The organism is Microbacterium sp. Clip185, assembly GCF_028743715.1.
Taxonomy (GTDB): domain Bacteria; phylum Actinomycetota; class Actinomycetes; order Actinomycetales; family Microbacteriaceae; genus Microbacterium.
In genome coordinates, this window is record NZ_CP117996.1 from 1,409,129 (window position 1) to 1,425,832 (window position 16,704).

At 69.8% G+C, this 16,704-nt stretch carries 13 protein-coding genes; 10 read left to right on the top strand and 3 right to left on the bottom strand.

Annotated elements, in window-relative coordinates:
• Window positions 1–39: 39 nt before the first annotated feature.
• The 5 genes from PQV94_RS06765 (at window position 40) to holA (ending at window position 7,999) form a co-directional block, all read left to right on the top strand.
• A complete protein-coding gene (locus tag PQV94_RS06765) occupies window positions 40–1,320 on the top strand; it encodes an anthranilate synthase component I family protein (protein ID WP_274288000.1) in 1,281 nt (426 codons plus the stop codon).
• 63 nt (window positions 1,321–1,383) lie between these two features.
• On the top strand, window positions 1,384–3,972 hold the full coding sequence (leuS, locus tag PQV94_RS06770) for a leucine--tRNA ligase (protein ID WP_274288001.1): 2,589 nt from the start codon (window positions 1,384–1,386) through the stop codon (window positions 3,970–3,972).
• A gap of 96 nt (window positions 3,973–4,068) precedes the next feature.
• Complete coding sequence (locus PQV94_RS06775) at window positions 4,069–4,656, top strand: ComEA family DNA-binding protein (protein WP_274288002.1); 588 nt, start codon at window positions 4,069–4,071, stop codon at window positions 4,654–4,656.
• Window positions 4,656–7,058, top strand: coding sequence for a ComEC/Rec2 family competence protein (locus tag PQV94_RS06780; RefSeq protein ID WP_274288003.1), 2,403 nt, complete (start codon window positions 4,656–4,658; stop codon window positions 7,056–7,058). Before PQV94_RS06775 ends, PQV94_RS06780 begins: the two co-directional genes overlap by 1 nt.
• Window positions 6,974–7,999 carry a DNA polymerase III subunit delta gene (gene holA / locus PQV94_RS06785; protein ID WP_274288004.1) on the top strand — a complete coding sequence of 342 codons (1,026 nt, stop codon included), beginning with the start codon at window positions 6,974–6,976 and terminating at the stop codon, window positions 7,997–7,999. The genes PQV94_RS06780 and holA overlap by 85 nt, the downstream gene beginning before the upstream one ends.
• A 64-nt stretch (window positions 8,000–8,063) precedes the next feature.
• Here the strand turns inward: holA and rpsT are convergent, their stop codons facing one another.
• Together rpsT and PQV94_RS06795 are read right to left on the bottom strand one after the other, a co-directional pair.
• Complete coding sequence (gene rpsT, locus PQV94_RS06790; RefSeq protein ID WP_274288005.1) at window positions 8,064–8,324, bottom strand: 30S ribosomal protein S20; 261 nt, start codon at window positions 8,322–8,324, stop codon at window positions 8,064–8,066.
• Between the two features lie 117 nt (window positions 8,325–8,441).
• The gene (locus PQV94_RS06795) at window positions 8,442–9,179 is read right to left on the bottom strand and encodes an alpha/beta fold hydrolase (protein ID WP_274288006.1); all 738 of its coding nucleotides are present in this window, start codon (window positions 9,177–9,179) and stop codon (window positions 8,442–8,444) included.
• 52 nt (window positions 9,180–9,231) lie between these two features.
• Here PQV94_RS06795 and lepA point away from each other — a divergent pair, with 52 nt between their 5' ends.
• From lepA to hemW, 3 genes are read left to right on the top strand one after another with little or no spacing between them, the layout of a single operon-like run.
• On the top strand, window positions 9,232–11,076 hold the full coding sequence (gene lepA / locus PQV94_RS06800; RefSeq protein WP_274288007.1) for a translation elongation factor 4: 1,845 nt from the start codon (window positions 9,232–9,234) through the stop codon (window positions 11,074–11,076).
• 51 nt (window positions 11,077–11,127) lie between these two features.
• Window positions 11,128–11,778: a DUF1990 family protein gene (locus tag PQV94_RS06805; protein WP_274288008.1), complete on the top strand. Its 651-nt coding sequence runs from the start codon at window positions 11,128–11,130 to the stop codon at window positions 11,776–11,778.
• A complete protein-coding gene (hemW, locus tag PQV94_RS06810; RefSeq protein WP_274288009.1) occupies window positions 11,778–12,992 on the top strand; it encodes a radical SAM family heme chaperone HemW in 1,215 nt (404 codons plus the stop codon). Before PQV94_RS06805 ends, hemW begins: the two co-directional genes overlap by 1 nt.
• Window position 12,993: 1 nt before the next feature.
• Here the strand turns inward: hemW and PQV94_RS06815 are convergent, their stop codons facing one another.
• Complete coding sequence (locus tag PQV94_RS06815; RefSeq protein WP_274288010.1) at window positions 12,994–14,409, bottom strand: carboxylesterase/lipase family protein; 1,416 nt, start codon at window positions 14,407–14,409, stop codon at window positions 12,994–12,996.
• 101 nt (window positions 14,410–14,510) lie between these two features.
• Between PQV94_RS06815 and hrcA the strand changes: the two genes are divergently transcribed.
• The gene (gene hrcA, locus PQV94_RS06820; RefSeq protein WP_274288011.1) at window positions 14,511–15,548 is read left to right on the top strand and encodes a heat-inducible transcriptional repressor HrcA; all 1,038 of its coding nucleotides are present in this window, start codon (window positions 14,511–14,513) and stop codon (window positions 15,546–15,548) included.
• 42 nt (window positions 15,549–15,590) lie between these two features.
• Window positions 15,591–16,700 carry a molecular chaperone DnaJ gene (gene dnaJ / locus PQV94_RS06825; RefSeq protein WP_274288012.1) on the top strand — a complete coding sequence of 370 codons (1,110 nt, stop codon included), beginning with the start codon at window positions 15,591–15,593 and terminating at the stop codon, window positions 16,698–16,700.
• Window positions 16,701–16,704 lie beyond the last annotated feature (4 nt).

The window sequence follows — 16,704 nt, forward strand, 5'->3', positions numbered from 1 at the left end:
GTCGAGCCTAGAGGCTCGCGGTGTCGCTAGCCTGGGAGCGTGCCCGCTGCTCCTGTCCGCGTGCACGGCGCGAACGATCCCGCAGCCGTCCACGCACTCTTCGCTGAGCGCGACCACACGTTCTGGCTCGACGCGGGACCTGCGGCCGACGCCGGCTACAGCTGGATCGGATGCGGTACTCCGGTCGACGGCGCCGAGGTGCGCGCGGTGCAGGTCGCGGCCGATGGCGCGCCGCATCCTGCCGGTCCGTTCCGCAGCGGCTGGGTCGGGTGGCTGTCGTACGAGAGCGGGGCGGATGCGGCGGGTGCCCCGGTCGCCGCCGACGACATGCCGCGCGAGAGCTGGATGAGGGTGCGCACGCTCATCACCTTCGATCACGGCGCCGGCGCGACGTGGGTCAGCGGTGAGGACGCCGAGGCATGGGCGGAGCGCATCGCGTCGGTTTCTCCGGTGGCACCGGTCGCGGTGCCCGACCGCGGCACCGCGACCGCGCGCGTGGACGCACGCCGCTACGCCGAAGACATCCGTACCGCCATCGCAGCGATCGGTCGCGGCGACGCGTATCTTCTGTGCCTCACGACGCGCTTCGATGTGGCCGGTGACATCAATGCGCTCGATGCGTACGCGGCACTGCGCGCGGACACCCCCTCGCACCACGGTCTTCTGCTGCGCAGCGGCGGCATCGCGCTGGCGGGAGCGAGCCCGGAGCGCTTCCTCCTCGCTCGCGACGGACGCGTCAGCACGCATCCGATCAAGGGGACGCGTCCTCGCGGTGCGACCCCCGAGATGGACGCGGACCTCGCTGCCGACCTCGCGGCCGACCCGAAGGAGCGCGCCGAGAACGTGATGATCGTCGACCTCATGCGCAATGATCTGGCTCGCGTGTGCGATCCCGCGACGGTGAGCGTCGACCGCCTGCTCGAGGTCGAGACCTACCCACGCGTGCACCAGCTCGTCAGCTCGGTCAGCGGGGTGCCGCATCCGGGGATCACGCTGGGGGAGATGCTGGCCGCGGTCTTTCCGGCGGGAAGCATGACGGGGGCGCCCAAACTGTCGGCGATGACACTGTTGCACGACATCGAGGGCGCGCCGCGGGGCGCGTTCTCCGGGTGCGCGGGCTGGGTGGGCGATGACGGCGCGTTCGATCTGGCCATGACGATCCGCACTCTGGTGGTGCACCCGGGCGGTGCCTACGTAGGGGCGGGCGGCGGGATCACCTGGTCCTCGGACGTCGACGCCGAGGTCGCGGAGGTGGCGCTGAAGGCCACGGCGCCGCTGCGGGCAGCGGGGGCGAGGCTGCCGACCGACTGGGGCGGTTAGGGGTCGGGTATCCTGAAATTTGCGCCTTGCGCACCTTCCCGACACTCCACGATTGGTCCCTCTGTGTCCACGACCTCGACCGACACCGCAGGCGCGTCCGCCGACGGCGGCTTCGACGCCCACGCCATCCAGGACAAGTGGCAGCAGCGCTGGGCGGAAAGCGACCCCTTCCGCGCCGGCGGTGAGAACGACACGCGCCCGCGCAAGTACGTGCTCGCCATGTTCCCGTATCCTTCCGGCGACCTGCACATGGGGCACGCCGAGAACTACCTCTACTCGGACATCGTCGCCCGGTTCTGGCGTCACAGCGGCTACAACGTGCTGCACCCGATCGGATGGGACTCCTTCGGCCTCCCGGCTGAGAACGCCGCCATCAAGCGGGGCGCGAATCCCGTCACCTGGACGTACGACAACATCGCCCAGCAGAAGGAGAGCCTCAAGGCCTACGGTGTCTCCTTCGACTGGAGCCGCGTCCTGCACACCAGCGACCCCGAGTACTACCGCTGGAACCAGTGGTTGTTCCAGAAGCTGTACGAGCGGGGCCTGGCCTACCGCAAGGAGAGCCCGGTCAACTGGTGCACGCACGATCAGACCGTGCTCGCCAACGAGCAGGTCATCGACGGGCACTGCGAGCGTTGCGGCGCCGTGGTCGTCAAGAAGAAGCTGACCCAGTGGTACTTCCGCATCACCGACTACGCCGACCGGCTGCTCGATGACCTGAACCAGCTCGAGGGCTTCTGGCCGCACAAGGTCATCCAGATGCAGCGCAACTGGATCGGCCGCTCGGTCGGTGCCGACATCGACTTCGAGATCGAGGGTCGGGCCGAGAAGGTCACCGTCTTCTCGACGCGTCCGGACACGCTGCACGGTGCCACCTTCATGGTCGTGGCGCCCGATTCCGATCTGGCGGCCGAGCTCGCCGCCGGCGCCGGTCCGGAGGCGCGTGAGCGTTTCCAGGAGTACCTGTCGCAGGTGCAGCAGGCGACGGATGTGGAGCGGCAGAACGCCGACCGGCCCAAGACGGGCGTCTTCCTGGACCGCTACGCGATCAACCCGATCAACGGTGAGCGTCTGCCGATCTGGGCGGCCGACTACGTGCTGGCCGACTACGGGCACGGCGCCGTCATGGCGGTGCCCGCACACGACCAGCGCGACCTCGACTTCGCCCGGGCGTTCGATCTGCCCGTCAAGATCGTCGTGGACACGACCGCGCCGATCACAGGCGCCGTGCCGGTCATCGAGCTCGACGCCGACGGCAACCCGATCGACCCGTTCGAGGGCGCCGACACCCTCGACGACATCGACCCGGTACGCACCGGTGTCGCGCTGAGCGGAGACGGCCGCCTCATCAACTCGGGCAGCCTCAACGGCCTCAGCAAGCGCAATGCCATCGCGCGAGCCATCGAGGAGCTGACCGCGGCGGGGACGGGCCGCGCGGCCAAGACCTATCGCCTGCGTGACTGGCTGATCTCGCGCCAGCGGTTCTGGGGCACCCCCATCCCGATGCTGCACGGCGACGACGGGCGCATCGTGCCGGTGCCGGACGAACAGCTGCCCGTGCGTCTGCCCGACCCCGAGGGGCTCAACCTGCTGCCGCAGGGCACCTCGCCGCTGGGCGGTGCCACCGAGTGGGTCCAGGCGAGCGACCCGGAGACCGGTGAGCCCATGCGTCGCGACCCCGACACGATGGACACCTTCGTCGACAGCTCTTGGTACTACCTGCGGTTCCTTTCGCCGGGGGATCCCGACGCCGCCTTCTCGGGCCGGGAGGCCTCGAAGTGGGCCCCCGTGGACTTCTACATCGGCGGCGTCGAGCACGCGATCCTCCACCTGCTGTACGCCCGGTTCATCGTCAAGGCCCTCTACGACATGGGCTACGTCGACTTCACCGAGCCCTTCTCCAGCCTGATCAACCAGGGCATGGTCATCCTCGACGGCGCGAAGATGTCCAAGAGCAAGGGCAACCTCGTGCTGTTCCAGGACGAGCTCGATGCCCACGGTGCCGACGCTCTGCGCGTCGGGCTCGCCTTCGCCGGCCCTGTGGAGGACGACAAGGATTGGAAGGACGTCTCGACGACCGGCGCGACGAAGTTCCTCGCACGTGCGTTGCGCATCGCGGGCGAGGTCTCCAGCCCCACGGATGCGGTGTGGGCAGAGGGTGATGTGGCGCTGCGCCGCGTCACGCACCGGCTGTGGGCCGATGCGCCCTCGCTCATCGAGCAGACGAAGTTCAACGTCGTCGTCGCGCGCCTCATGGAGCTCGTCAACGCGACGCGCAAGACGATCGACGCCGGCGCCGGCGCGGCGGACCCCGCCGTGCGTGAGGCCGCCGAGGCCACCGCGATGATCCTCGATCTGTTCGCGCCGCACACGGCCGAGGAGATGTGGTCGCTTCTCGGCTACGAGCCTTCGGTCGGTCTCGCGACCTGGCGGCAGGCGGACGGCACGCTGCTGGTCGAGGACAGCATCACCGCCGTGGTGCAGATCGACGGCAAGGTGCGCGCGACGCTGGAGGTCTCGGCGAAGATCGGCGGCGAGGAGCTCGAGCGACTCGCTCGCGAGGACGTCCGCGTGCAGCGGGCGCTGGGCGAGCGCGAGATCGTGCGGGCGATCGTGCGTCCGCCGAAGGTCGTGAGCTTCAGCACGCGCTGAGCGAGCTGCTCTCCCCATCGGACGAACCCCCGCGGTGCATGCACACCGCGGGGGTTTCGTCGTTCGGGCCAGGAGGCGGGTTCGTAGCGTGGGCGTGTGAAGCCCGCATCCGATGCCGCAGGACGCGTGCGCTGGGGTGTCGGCGCGGTCGTCGTGCTGGCATTGCTCGTGTTGGCCGTGACGGTCGTGGTGGGGATGCTCCGCAGCGCAGCCGTTCCTCCACCGGCACCGGTGGTGACGCCCACCCGAGCCATGGAGGTCGCTGAGGTCTACGTGCACGTCTCGGGCGCGGTGTCGGAGCCCGGGCTCTACGTCCTGGCGTCGGGTTCCCGGGTCGCCGACGCGATCTCGGCGGCCGGCGGGTTCGGTGAGAACGCTGACACCGCCGCGGTCAACCTCGCCCGGCCCATCAGTGATGGCGAGCAGCTCGTCGTGCTGGAGCTGGGGCAGGCGCCCCCTGCCGGCGCGGCCGGGGGCGAGAGCGCCGGCGGTGGCCCGATCAATCTCAACACCGCTGGGGTGGAACAGCTCGATGAGCTGCCGCGCGTCGGACCCGCGATCGCGCAGCGGATCGTGGACTGGCGGGAGCAGAACGGCCGGTTCACGAGTGTGGACGATCTGCTGGGCGTGCCAGGCATCGGTGAGAAGATGCTCGCCGGTCTCCGGGATCTCGTAACGGTGTGATGGACCCGCGCGCCTGGCGACTGGTGCCCGCTGCCGCCCTCTCCTGGGTCGTCACGGCTGTCGCGATCACGCAACCGAAGGCGGCACCCGTCCTCGCACTGCTCTGCGGTGCCGCGGCCGTCGCGGCCGCGCTGACAGCGGCGCTCGTGGGGCGCCCGAACCGGAAGCGGATGTGGGTCCTCGCCACGCTCGCCCTGCTGCTCGGAGCGATCCCGGCGGTGTCGGTGTCCGTGCAGGATCCTGCCCGCGCGGCAGCCGTCGAGGCCGCCGGTGGCCACCGGGTGGGCGGCGAGTTCGCGGTCGTCGGCAAGATCGAGACGACGTCGCTGGGCTTTCGAACGGATGCGGTCACGATGTCGGTGTCCGCTGGGAGCGAGCCTCTCGCCTCCGGAGTGCCGGTGACGGTATTGATGCCGGAGCGTCCTGGTGGGGTCGAGATCGGTGCCGTCGTGCGGATCGAGGGAAGCGCGTTCCCCGCGGATCCCGGCGAACGCTCGGTCCTCGTCGTGCGCGCGGAGCGGGTCGAGCCGGTCCGGCCACCGCAGGATGTGGCGGCTGCATCCGCCTGGTTGCGGGAACGTCTCGCCGCGTCGACGCAGGGACTGCCCGTTCCCGGCGCAGGCCTCATCCCCGGCCTCGCCGTCGGAGACACCGGGGGCGTCGACGCGGAGCTGGAACAGCAGATGCGTACGGCGTCCCTTACCCATCTGACCGCCGTGTCCGGCGCGAACTGCGCCATCGTCGTCGGGCTCGCTTTCCTCCTCGCCGCTCGGTGCGGTGTCGGTCGCGCCGGGCGCGTCATCGCCGGGCTGTCGGCTCTCGGAGGGTTCGTCGTGCTGGTGACGCCCGAGCCCAGCGTGGTCCGCGCTGCGACGATGTCTGCGATCGCGATGCTCGCCTTGCTGCTCGGACGGCGGGGGAGCGGACTCGCCCTGCTCGCCCTGGCGGTGTGTGTCCTGCTGGCCGCCGATCCGTGGCTTGCGCTGTCGCTGGGGTTCGCGCTGTCGGTGGCGGCCACGGCGGCGCTGCTCGTACTCGCCCCGCCCTTGGCGCGGGGCCTCGGCAGGTTCCTGCCCGCATCCCTCGCGCTCGCGCTGGCCGTACCGCTGTCGGCACAGCTCGTCTGCGGTCCGCTCATCGTGCTCGTCAGCCCCGGTGTCGCGGTGTACGGCGTACCTGCGAACCTTCTCGCCGCACCCGCCGCCCCGGTCGCCACCGTGCTCGGGCTGGCAGCGTGCCTTGCGGGGCCTGTTCCCGTGCTGCAGGCGGGGCTGACTGCCCTCACCTGGCTGCCGGCGGCGTGGATCGCTGGGATCGCGGGTGCTGTGGACCGACTGCCCGCCCGGATGCTCCCGTGGACGGAAGGGCTCCCCGGGCTCGTCGGTCTGGTGGTGGTGACAGCGGCCGTCACCGTGCTCCTTCTGCCGCCCGGCCGAGCCCGCCTCGCGCGGATCGTCCGCGCGATCGCGGCGGTGACGACGGCCGCCGCTGCGGCGACGATGGCGGGGATCCTCGTGGTCGACTCCGTCGTCATCCCGCTTTCGACGCCTCAGGAATGGAGCATCGCCATGTGCGATGTCGCTCAGGGGGACGCGATCGTGGTGCGCTCAGCCGGTGCCGTCATGCTCGTCGACACCGGACCGGAACCCGAGGCGCTGGCGTCGTGTCTCGCGAGGCTGGGGGTTGCGCGCATCGATCTGCTGGTCCTCACCCATTTCGACATCGACCACGTCGGTGGACTCGAGGGCGTGCCCGGCCCCGTGGGCCTGCTGGTGCACGGTCCCGCTGACGAGCGGGATGCCGCGCGGGTCCTTGCCGTCGGTGCTCAGGATGTCGTCGCCGCCGCGGCAGGCATGAGCGGCGTGCTGGGAGCGGCACGATGGCGGGTCCTGTGGCCGTCCGCGGATGCGGTGACACCGGGCAACGACGCCAGCATCGTCGTCGAGGTCGAGGGTGGCGGAGTGCCGCGCACACTCATGCTGGGCGATCTGGGCGCCGATGCGCAGCGGGCCCTGCGTGCGGGTGGGCAGCTGCGGGGGCCTTACCAGGTGGTGAAGATCTCGCACCACGGCTCGGCGGATCAGGATGCGGGGCTGCAGCGCGAGATCGCGCCGACGCTCGCACTCATCGGCGTGGGCGCCGACAACGACTACGGGCACCCGCGACAGGAGATCCTCGATCTCCTGTCCGCTCAGGGCGCGACCGTCGCGCGCACCGATCTGGACGGGCTGATCCTGGTGGCCGTCAGCGAGGGGCACCTCACCCTCTGGCGGGAGCGGGCAGACGCGACGTCGGCCGCCCTCGGTAGGCTGGGGGGATGGCGACCCGAAAGCCCACCCCGACGCGCAGCGCCATCCCGCAGCAGTCATGGCGGACCCCGGAACCGGCGCCGATCGTCCTGATCTCCGGCCCCGAGGAGGTCTGCGCGGAGCGGGCGACCGCGAGGCTCCGCGACTACCTTCGCGCCGAAGACCCGAGCCTCGAGATCTCCGACATCGACGCCTCCGACTACACGGCGGGCACGCTCCTGGCCGTCAGTGCGCCGTCGTTGTTCGGGGAGCCGCGGTTGGTGCGCATCCGGAGTGTCGAGAAGTGCTCGGATGCCTTCCTGGCGGAGGCCCTGGCCTACCTCGAGAACCCGCAGGAGGGGGCGACGGTCGTGCTGCGCCACACCGGCGCGAGCGTGCGGGGTAAGAAGCTTCTGGAAGCGATCCGGTCAGGATCCGGCGGCGGCGTCGAGGTTGCGTGCCCCGCCATCAAGCGTGACTCCGACCGATACGACTTCGCGGCGAGCGAGTTCCGGGAGGCGGGGCGGCGCATCGCGCCCGCCGCGCTGCGCGCGCTCGTCGGGGCGTTCTCCGACGACCTGACCGAACTCGCCGCAGCCTGTCAGCAGCTGGTGAACGACGTCGAGGGCGACATCACCGAGCAGATCGTCGAGCGGTACTACGGCGGTCGGGTCGAGACCTCGGCCTTCACTGTGGCCGACACGGCCATCGCCGGCCGCTATGGAGAGGCGCTTCTGGCGCTGCGGCAGGCGCTCGACTCGGGCGCCGATCCGGTTCCGATGGTCGCGGCCATCGCGATGAAGCTGCGCACGATGGCCCGCGTGGCCGGCACGCGGGAGCCGTCCCGACAGCTCGCGACGCGACTGGGCATGAAGGACTGGCAGGTCGATCGTGCACGTCGAGACCTGTCGGGGTGGACCCAGGATTCGCTCGGTCTCGCGATACAGGCCACCGCCCGCGCCGACGCGGAGGTGAAGGGCGCCTCCCGTGATGCCGTGTTCGCCCTCGAACGCCTCGTCACGGTGATCGCCACGCGCGCCCCCTACGCGTCCTGAGTCTCCTCTTCGGCAACGACGAAGGCCCGCCGCAGCAGCGACGGGCCTTCGAGGTGGAACCGGCTCAGAGAGCGGCGACCTGCTTCGCGATCGCGGACTTGCGGTTCGCGGCCTGGTTCTTGTGGATGACGCCCTTGCTGACGGCCTTGTCGAGCTTCTTGGTGGCCGTGACGAGCGCCTTCTCGGCGGCGGCCTTGTCGCCACCGGCGACGGCCTCGCGGGTGCGACGCACCGCGGTCTTCAGTTCGCTCTTGACGGCCTTGTTGCGCTCGTGCGCCTTCTCGTTGGTCTTGTTGCGCTTGATCTGCGACTTGATGTTTGCCACGTGTCGTGAACTTTCGTTTCGGAGTCTGCTCGGAAGTTGCCGGTCAGCGGTAGAGGGGCGCTTCGCGGCGGTCGTGAAGAGCGGGAAAACCCTTCACGCGCAAGCCAAACAAGGAGTCTACCAGACCGGGTCCTTCGTACCCGCCTCGATCGTCGCGATCGCCAGCGCGATGACCGCGTCGAACACATCCGGGCGCATCGCGGAGACGAGATGGCTCGTGCGTGGGATCACGATGAGCTCCGCGTGAGGAGCGATGCGCTGGAAGAGGCGTTCGCTCACACGCAGCTGGTCGTACTGCCCATTGACGAACCACAGCGGCACCCGGATGCGGGCGAGCGCCGCCAACACGTCGAGCCGCGCGAGCTGGGCGAGCGCCCCGTCCTGCGCGTCGAGGGCATAACCGCCCGCGCCGAAGTCCGCACGGGTGTGCTCGGGGAGGGTTCGGGAGAGCACGTACTGCGTCAGTCGCATCCCGCGATCGGGGAGCGCATCGAAGCCGCGGGCCAGTGTGCGATACGTGCGCAGTCCCAGCCCGCGCGGCACCGCCGTGCAGGATGCGGCGATGAACCCGGCGATCGGCGGGCCATCGACCTGCCCTGCGTACTCGATGCACAACAGACCGCCCATCGAATGGCCGACCAGGAGAACGGGTCCGCGTTCGGCGGAGGCGCGCACCGCGCGGTCGATCGTGGCGAACGCCTCGTCCAAGGTGAACGGCTCCGCCATGCGCGTACCGTGCCCGGGGAGGTCGACCGCCATCACGCCGATGCCCGTCGCTTCGAGGGTCTCCCGCTGCGCGCGCCACATGGATGCGGACGTGCGGATCCCGTGGACCAGGACCACCTGCACCGTCATCGCACCAGCCTAGGCTCGGGCGGGTAGCCGCTCACCGTAGAATCGACGGAACATGTCACCGCGCGCCCTCAAGCCCCTGCAGCCGTCCGCGACTCCGCCCGAGCTGATCCGCAACTTCTGCATCATCGCCCACATCGACCACGGAAAGTCGACGCTGGCCGACCGGATGCTGCAGATCACCGGCGTCGTCGCCGACCGCGACATGCGTGCGCAGTACCTCGACCGGATGGACATCGAGCGCGAGCGCGGCATCACGATCAAGAGCCAGGCCGTGCGGATGCCGTGGTCGGACGCGAACGGCACGTACGCGCTCAACATGATCGACACGCCCGGCCACGTCGACTTCACCTACGAGGTGAGCCGATCGCTCGCCGCGTGCGAGGGCGCCATTCTCCTGGTCGACGCAGCGCAGGGCATCGAGGCACAGACCCTCGCCAATCTGTATCTCGCGCTGGAGAACGACCTCACGATCATCCCGGTGCTGAACAAGATCGACCTGCCGGCAGCGGATCCCGAGAAGTACGCCGCCGAACTCGCGGGACTCATCGGCGGCGACCCCGAAGACGTGCTGCGCGTGAGTGGCAAGACGGGCATGGGCGTCGAGGGTCTGCTGGATCGGATCGTCGAACGCATCCCCGCGCCCGTCGGAGATCCCGCGGCGCCCGCGCGCGCGATGATCTTCGACTCCGTCTACGACGCGTACCGCGGTGTGGTGACGTACGTCCGCATGGTCGACGGCAAGCTCGAGCCGCGCGAGCGGATCCAGATGATGTCCACCAAGGCCACCCACGAACTGCTCGAGATCGGCGTGTCCAGCCCCGAGCCCGTCCCCACCAAGGGGCTCGGCGTGGGTGAGGTGGGCTATCTCATCACGGGGGTGAAGGACGTGCGCCAGTCGAAGGTCGGCGACACGATCACGAACCACCGCAAGCCCGCCACCGACGCGCTGCCCGGCTACACCGACCCGAAGCCCATGGTCTTCTCGGGTATCTACCCGATCGACGGCAGCGACTACGCGGAGCTGCGCGAGGCGCTCGACAAGCTGAAGCTCTCCGACGCGTCGCTGCAGTACGAGCCGGAGACCTCGGTCGCCCTCGGCTTCGGCTTCCGCTGCGGGTTCCTGGGGCTCCTGCACCTCGAGATCATCACCGAGCGGCTCTCGCGCGAATTCGGCCTCGACCTGATCACGACCGCCCCCTCGGTGACGTACGAGGTCATGACCGACACGGGCGAGACGGTCACCGTCACCAACCCGAGCGAGTACCCGGACGGCCGCGTGGCGGAGGTGTCCGAGCCCGTCGTCAAGGTCGGCATCCTGCTGCCCAAGGACTACGTCGGCACCGTCATGGAGCTGTGCCAGTCGCGCCGGGGCACGCTGCTGGGAATGGACTATCTCAGCGAGGACCGCGTCGAGCTGCGCTACAACATGCCGCTCGGCGAGATCGTGTTCGACTTCTTCGACCACCTCAAGAGCCGCACGCAGGGCTACGCGAGCCTCGACTACGAACCCGCAGGATCCCAGACCGCCGACCTCGTGAAGGTCGACATCCTCCTGCAGGGCGAGAAGGTCGACGCCTTCAGCTCGATCGTGCACCGTGAGAAGGCCTACGCCTACGGCACCATGATGACCGAGCGGCTGCGCAAGCTCATCCCTCGCCAGCAGTTCGAGGTTCCGATCCAGGCCGCCATCGGCGCGCGGATCATCGCCCGCGAGAACATCCGGGCCATCCGCAAGGACGTGCTCGCCAAGTGCTACGGCGGTGACATCACGCGTAAGCGCAAGCTCCTCGAGAAGCAGAAGGAGGGCAAGAAGCGCATGAAGATGGTCGGGCGCGTCGAGGTTCCCCAGGAGGCGTTCATCGCCGCGCTGTCGGGCGACGTCGAGACGAAGAAGTAGGGGATTCACATTCGGATCATGCGTCCAGGCCGGCTCGGTACGCTGGAGACCATGCGCCGTGGGACCTTCCGGGACGAGACCGTCGACTACGCCGCCGTCGGGGCGACGCAGGCTTCCGACCTCCTCCAGTACCCGCCGGAGAAGAGCATTCCCGCCCAGGAGTCGTGGAAGCTCGGCAGTGGTGAGGAGCGCTTCCGCTCTGCGGGCGACGCGCTCCTGTCGTGGCGGGCGCTTCGCGACGGCGGCATCTCGATCGCAGAGGTGCGCCCCGCATCCGACCCGAGCTACTCGGGAGTCTCGTTCGACGACGAGGGGCAGCCGATCGCGCCCAGTCGCCTCGACGCCGACCAGCGCTTCGACGCCGACGGAACGCCGTATGTGGCCGCCGGTTCATCGGTGCACGTGCGCGGGCGCGTCGGCGGCTACCGCGTCGATGCGGAGCTGCGCGTGATCTTCGTGGTCGAGGAGAAGCGACGCATCGGTTTCGCCCTGGGCACGGTGCGTGACTCGGTCGTCAGCGGCGAGGAATCGTTCATGATCGAATGGCGCGGCGATGACGAGGTGTGGTTCACCGTCCGCGCCTTCGACCGCCCGGTCTCGCCGCTGTATCGTCTGGTTCCCGCGCTCGTGCGCCGCCGCCGCCGCGAGCTCTTCGGCCGGTACCTGCGTGCGATCTCGCCCATGTACACGACCCCCGCCTGATGACACCATCTGTTCTTCCCGACGGCGACCTCGCACCCGCCGACGGCGCTCTTCCCGAGGGTACGGCGGTGGATCCCACCACTGATTTCGGCGTCTACATCCATGTGCCGTATTGCCGGGTGCGTTGCGGATACTGCGACTTCAACACGTATACGGCCGACGAGTTGCGCGGACACCGCCGCGACGACTACCCCGACGACCTGAGCCGTGAGATCGCTCTGGCGACCCGGGTGCTGGCGTCCCACCCACGCCCGGCCCAGACGGTCTTCTTCGGCGGGGGCACACCGACCCTGCTGTCGTCGGCGGCGCTGGGCGGCATGCTGCACGCCGTCCGCGAGGGCTTCGGCATCGCAGAGGGCGCCGAGATCACCGTCGAGGCCAACCCGGATTCCGTGACCCACGCGTCGCTTGCCGAGCTGGCTGAGGCCGGGGTGACGCGCGTGTCGATCGGGATGCAATCGACCGTTCCGCACGTTCTGGCGGCCCTCGACCGCACGCACGACCCCGCCAATGTGGCCGCAGCCGTCGCCGGAGCGCGAGCTGCCGGGCTCGATGTGAGCGTCGATCTCATCTACGGCGCACCGGGGGAGTCCCTGTCCGATTGGCGCGCCTCGGTCGAGGCCGCCTTGGCGCTGGAACCGGATCATCTCTCCGCCTACGCGCTCATCATCGAGGACGGCACAAAGCTCGCCCGCCGCATCCGCGCCGGCGAGGTCCCCGCGCCCGACGACGATCTGCAGGCAGAGATGTACGAGCTCGTCGACGATGCGATGGCGGATGCGGGCTTCGACTGGTATGAGGTCTCGAACTGGGCGCGCGGCGCCGAGCACCGCTCACGCCACAATCTCGCATATTGGCGCGGCACCGACTGGTGGGGGTTCGGACCGGGCGCTCACAGCCACATCGCCGGCGTTCGCTGGTGGAACGTCAAGCACCCTGCCGCCTACGCTCAGAGGCTGTCGCTGGGTGCGTCGCCGGCGGCGGCCAGGGAGGTCCCCGACCAGGAGGCCCGCACGCTCGAGCGGATCCTCCTGGAGTCCCGCATCCGTGAGGGGCTGCCGATCGAGGTGGTTCCGAGCGACCGACGCAGCGCCGTAGCCGGGCTCATCGCCGACGGTCTCGTGGAGGGGGCGTCAGCACTGCGTGGACGCATCGTGCTGACGCGCCGCGGCCGGCTGCTCGCCGATGCGGTCGTGCGCGAGCTGACCGACTGAGTCAGTGGGTCAGCGCCGCGAGCGCCGCCGCGCGCGGCAGCGCCACATCGTGCGTCACGCTGTCGTAGCGGCGCACGAGCGAACCGTCGCGGAACGCGGGCCAGCCCGGGTCGCCGGTCTCGGCGAAACGTATCCAGTCGCCGTGCATCCGTGTCGCCAGCTCTTGCGGGGCATCGGTCCCGGCCATCGTGACCGCGCCTTCGTCTCCCAGCGCGTCGAAGACGAAGCCGATCTCCAGGGCGTGAGCAGCGCGGAGGTCGCGCACGGGACTCGGCCAGGCGAACTCGTAGACGAAGGTCGGGGCCGTGCGCCCGCGCGCGATCTCGACTGCCGGTTGGCGCACGACCAGATCCGTCAGGACCTGTCCGATGATCTCGCCCGGGGAGGCGGCAGGGAATGCCTCACGGTAGGCGCGCCACACGCCGCGGGGCAGGCGCTTCGCCAGAGCGAGCAGCGCGTACGTGCCGCGCGAGAGTTTGGCGAAGGCGGCGGGAGTGTCCCAGAGGCGGTACTCGTCGGTGTTCGTGCCGATGACCACCGGAACGTCGGCGCCGATGAGTGCGCGCCGGGGATTCTCCGGCAGGGTCGTCGGATCGATGGTCGCGTTGAAGCCCGGGGCGGCCTTGATGAGCGTCGAGTTCGCGGTCAGTTCATCCCTGGCCGCGACGAGTCGCTGCGGCGGGATCCGACGGAAGGCCTCCGCGGTGGCGGGGACTCCGAGCCGGCGGGCGATGTCTCGGGCGGGACGCGCGGCGCGCTCGGTCGTCGCGGCGTCCAGGGGTCCTGACTCGATGATCGCGCCCGCGAGAAAGGGACGCAGATCCTCGCGGGCCAGGAGTGCTGCCACCACGGCACCGCCGGCGGACTCGCCAAAGATCGTGATCCGAGAGGGGTCGCCGCCGAAGCGCGCGATGTTGCGGTGGGTCCACCGCAATGCCTCGGCGGCGTCGGCGAGCCCGATGTTGCGCGGCGCGTCGGGCAGGACCGAGAACCCTTCCGCTCCCAACCGGTAGTTCGCCGAGACGAAGACGACGCCGTCGCGTGCGAAGGGGGTGCCGTCGTAGGTGCTGATCGCCGCGGTGCCGCGCTCGAGCGCTCCACCGTGGAACCAGAGCATGACGGCGGCGCCGTCCGCCTGCTCGGGCCGCCACACATTGACGGTCAGGATGTCGTCGCCGGGGATGATCGTCGACGGGAGGAGCTTGCCGATCTCACCAGGGTACGGCGACTGCGGCGACGTGGGGCCGAAGCCCGTGGCCTCGCGAACGCCTTCCCACTCCGCGACCGGCTCGGGCAGGGCGAATCTGCGCGAGCCGACAGGAGGCTCGGCATACGGGATGGCGAGGTAACGCTCGATCCCCTCGGTGCGGGTCCCGGAAACGGCTCCGGCCTCGGTGTGGACGACAGGATGCGACATACGACCTCCTCTCGCGAGTCTACGGGCGGCTTCCGGAGACTCGCGGCCCGAGCGCGCTAGAATTGGCACTCCCAGACCTCGAGTGCCAGGAGGGAGTGCGCATGGTCAGCGATCGGGGACTCGACGTGCTTCGGGCGATCGTCCAGGACTACGTCGAGACGCGTGAACCCGTCGGCAGCAAGTCGATCGTCGAACGTCACTCGTTCGGCGTGTCCGCTGCGACGATCCGCAACGACATGGCGCTGCTCGAGGACGAGGAGCTCATCACCGCACCCCACACCTCGTCCGGCCGGGTGCCCACAGACAAGGGCTACCGCGTCTTCGTGAACCACCTCGCCGAGCTGCGCCCGCTCACGAGCGCCCAGCGCTCGGCGATCACGGCATTCCTCGGAGCTCCGGCAGATCTGGACGACATGCTCGGACGCACGGTGCGCGCCCTTACCCAGCTCACCGGACAGGTCGCTCTCGTGCAGTACCCCTCGTTCGAGCGGGCGAGTATCACCCATGTCGAGCTCGTCCACCTCGGCGGGTCGCGCCTTGTCGTCGTGCTCGTCACCGATACCGGCCGGGTGTCGCAGCGTCTGATGGCGGGCCCCGAGCCGCTCGAGGAGTCGGATGTCGCGACGCTGCGTGCGCAGGTGTCGGTGCTGGTCACCGGGCGACCGGTGCGCGAGGGCACGCAACGGGTCGCGCAGGCACTGGCCGAGACGCTGACCGACAGCCGGGCCGACCGTGCCCTCGGCGCGCTGCTTCGCACGGTCGGCGAAGAGCTCGACGAGTTCCGCCAGGACCGGTTGGTGATGGCGGGAAGCGCCAACCTCGCCCGCGCGGAAGGCGACTTCCGCGGCAGCATCTACCCGCTTCTGGAAGCGATCGAGGAGCAGGTCACGCTGCTGCGTCTGATGGGTGAGATGGTGGCCGACGAGCAGGGGCTCGCCGCATCCATCGGGCGCGAGAACGAGGCGTTCGGACTTGTCGAGGCGTCGGTCGTGGCCAGCGACTACGACACGACCGGAGGGCAGGCGCGCGTGGGCGTGCTCGGCCCAACTCGCATGGACTACTCCAGCAACCTCGCGGCCGTCCGTGCCGTGGCTCACTATCTGAGTCGTCTGCTGGAAGAAGACGAACGCGCGCGTTGAGCGCGCGACACGATTCCGCGGGACGCGGACGGGAAGGCTGAAGTGGCAGACCACTACGAAGTACTCGGGGTGCCTCGCGACGCATCGCAGGACGACATCAAGAAGGCGTACCGCAAGCTGGCGCGCCAGCTGCATCCCGATGTGAACCCGGGCGAGGACGCGGCGGAGAGGTTCAAGCTCGTCACGCACGCCTACGACGTGCTGAGCGACAGCGAGCAGCGTCGTCGATACGACATGGGCGGCGACAGCGGTGGATTCGGCGGAGCCCAGGGCTTCGGCGGGTTCAGCGACATCTTCGACACCTTCTTCGGTGGCGGCGGAGCGGGCCGCGTCCGCCCGCGCTCGCGCACCGAACGCGGCCAGGACGCCCTCGTGCGCGTGACGCTCGAGCTGCGAGAAGTGATCTTCGGCGCACACCGCGACATCGAGGTGGACACCGCGGTGCTCTGCGAGACGTGCGAGGGCGGCTGCTGCCAGCCCGGCACCTCGCCGGTCACGTGCGACATCTGTCACGGCAGCGGCCACGTGCAGCGCACTGTCCGGAGCCTGCTGGGCAACGTCGTCACCAACCAGCCCTGCGCGACGTGCCAGGGTTACGGCACCACCATCCCCTACCCCTGCGCGACCTGTCAGGGCCAGGGGCGGGTTCGCGCGCGCCGGACCGTCTCGGTGGACATCCCCGCGGGCGTCGAGACCGGCCTGCGGCTGCAGCTTCCGGGCTCCGGAGAAGTGGGCCCCGCGGGCGGTCCCCACGGCGACCTGTATCTGGAGATCACGGTGGCGGCCGACGAGGTGTTCAGCCGCGACGGCGACGACCTGCTCGCGACCCTCGACGTCTCGATGCCCGACGCGATTCTCGGAACCACGACGAGGATCGAGGCTCTCGACGGCCCGGTCGATCTGGAGCTGCGCGCCGGGGTCCAGGCCGGCGACGTGCTGACGATCAAGGGACGCGGCATCACGCCGCTGCGCGGCAACCAGCGCGGCGACTTGAAGATCGGGGTGCACGTGGTCACCCCGACGCGCCTCGACCACAAGGAGCGTGCTCTCATCGAGGAGTTCGCCAAGAAGACCAAGGCTCCCGCGCCGCGGCTGTCGGAGTTCCAGCAGGGGCTGTTCGCCAAGCTGCGCGACCGCTTCCGCAACGGGTGATCCG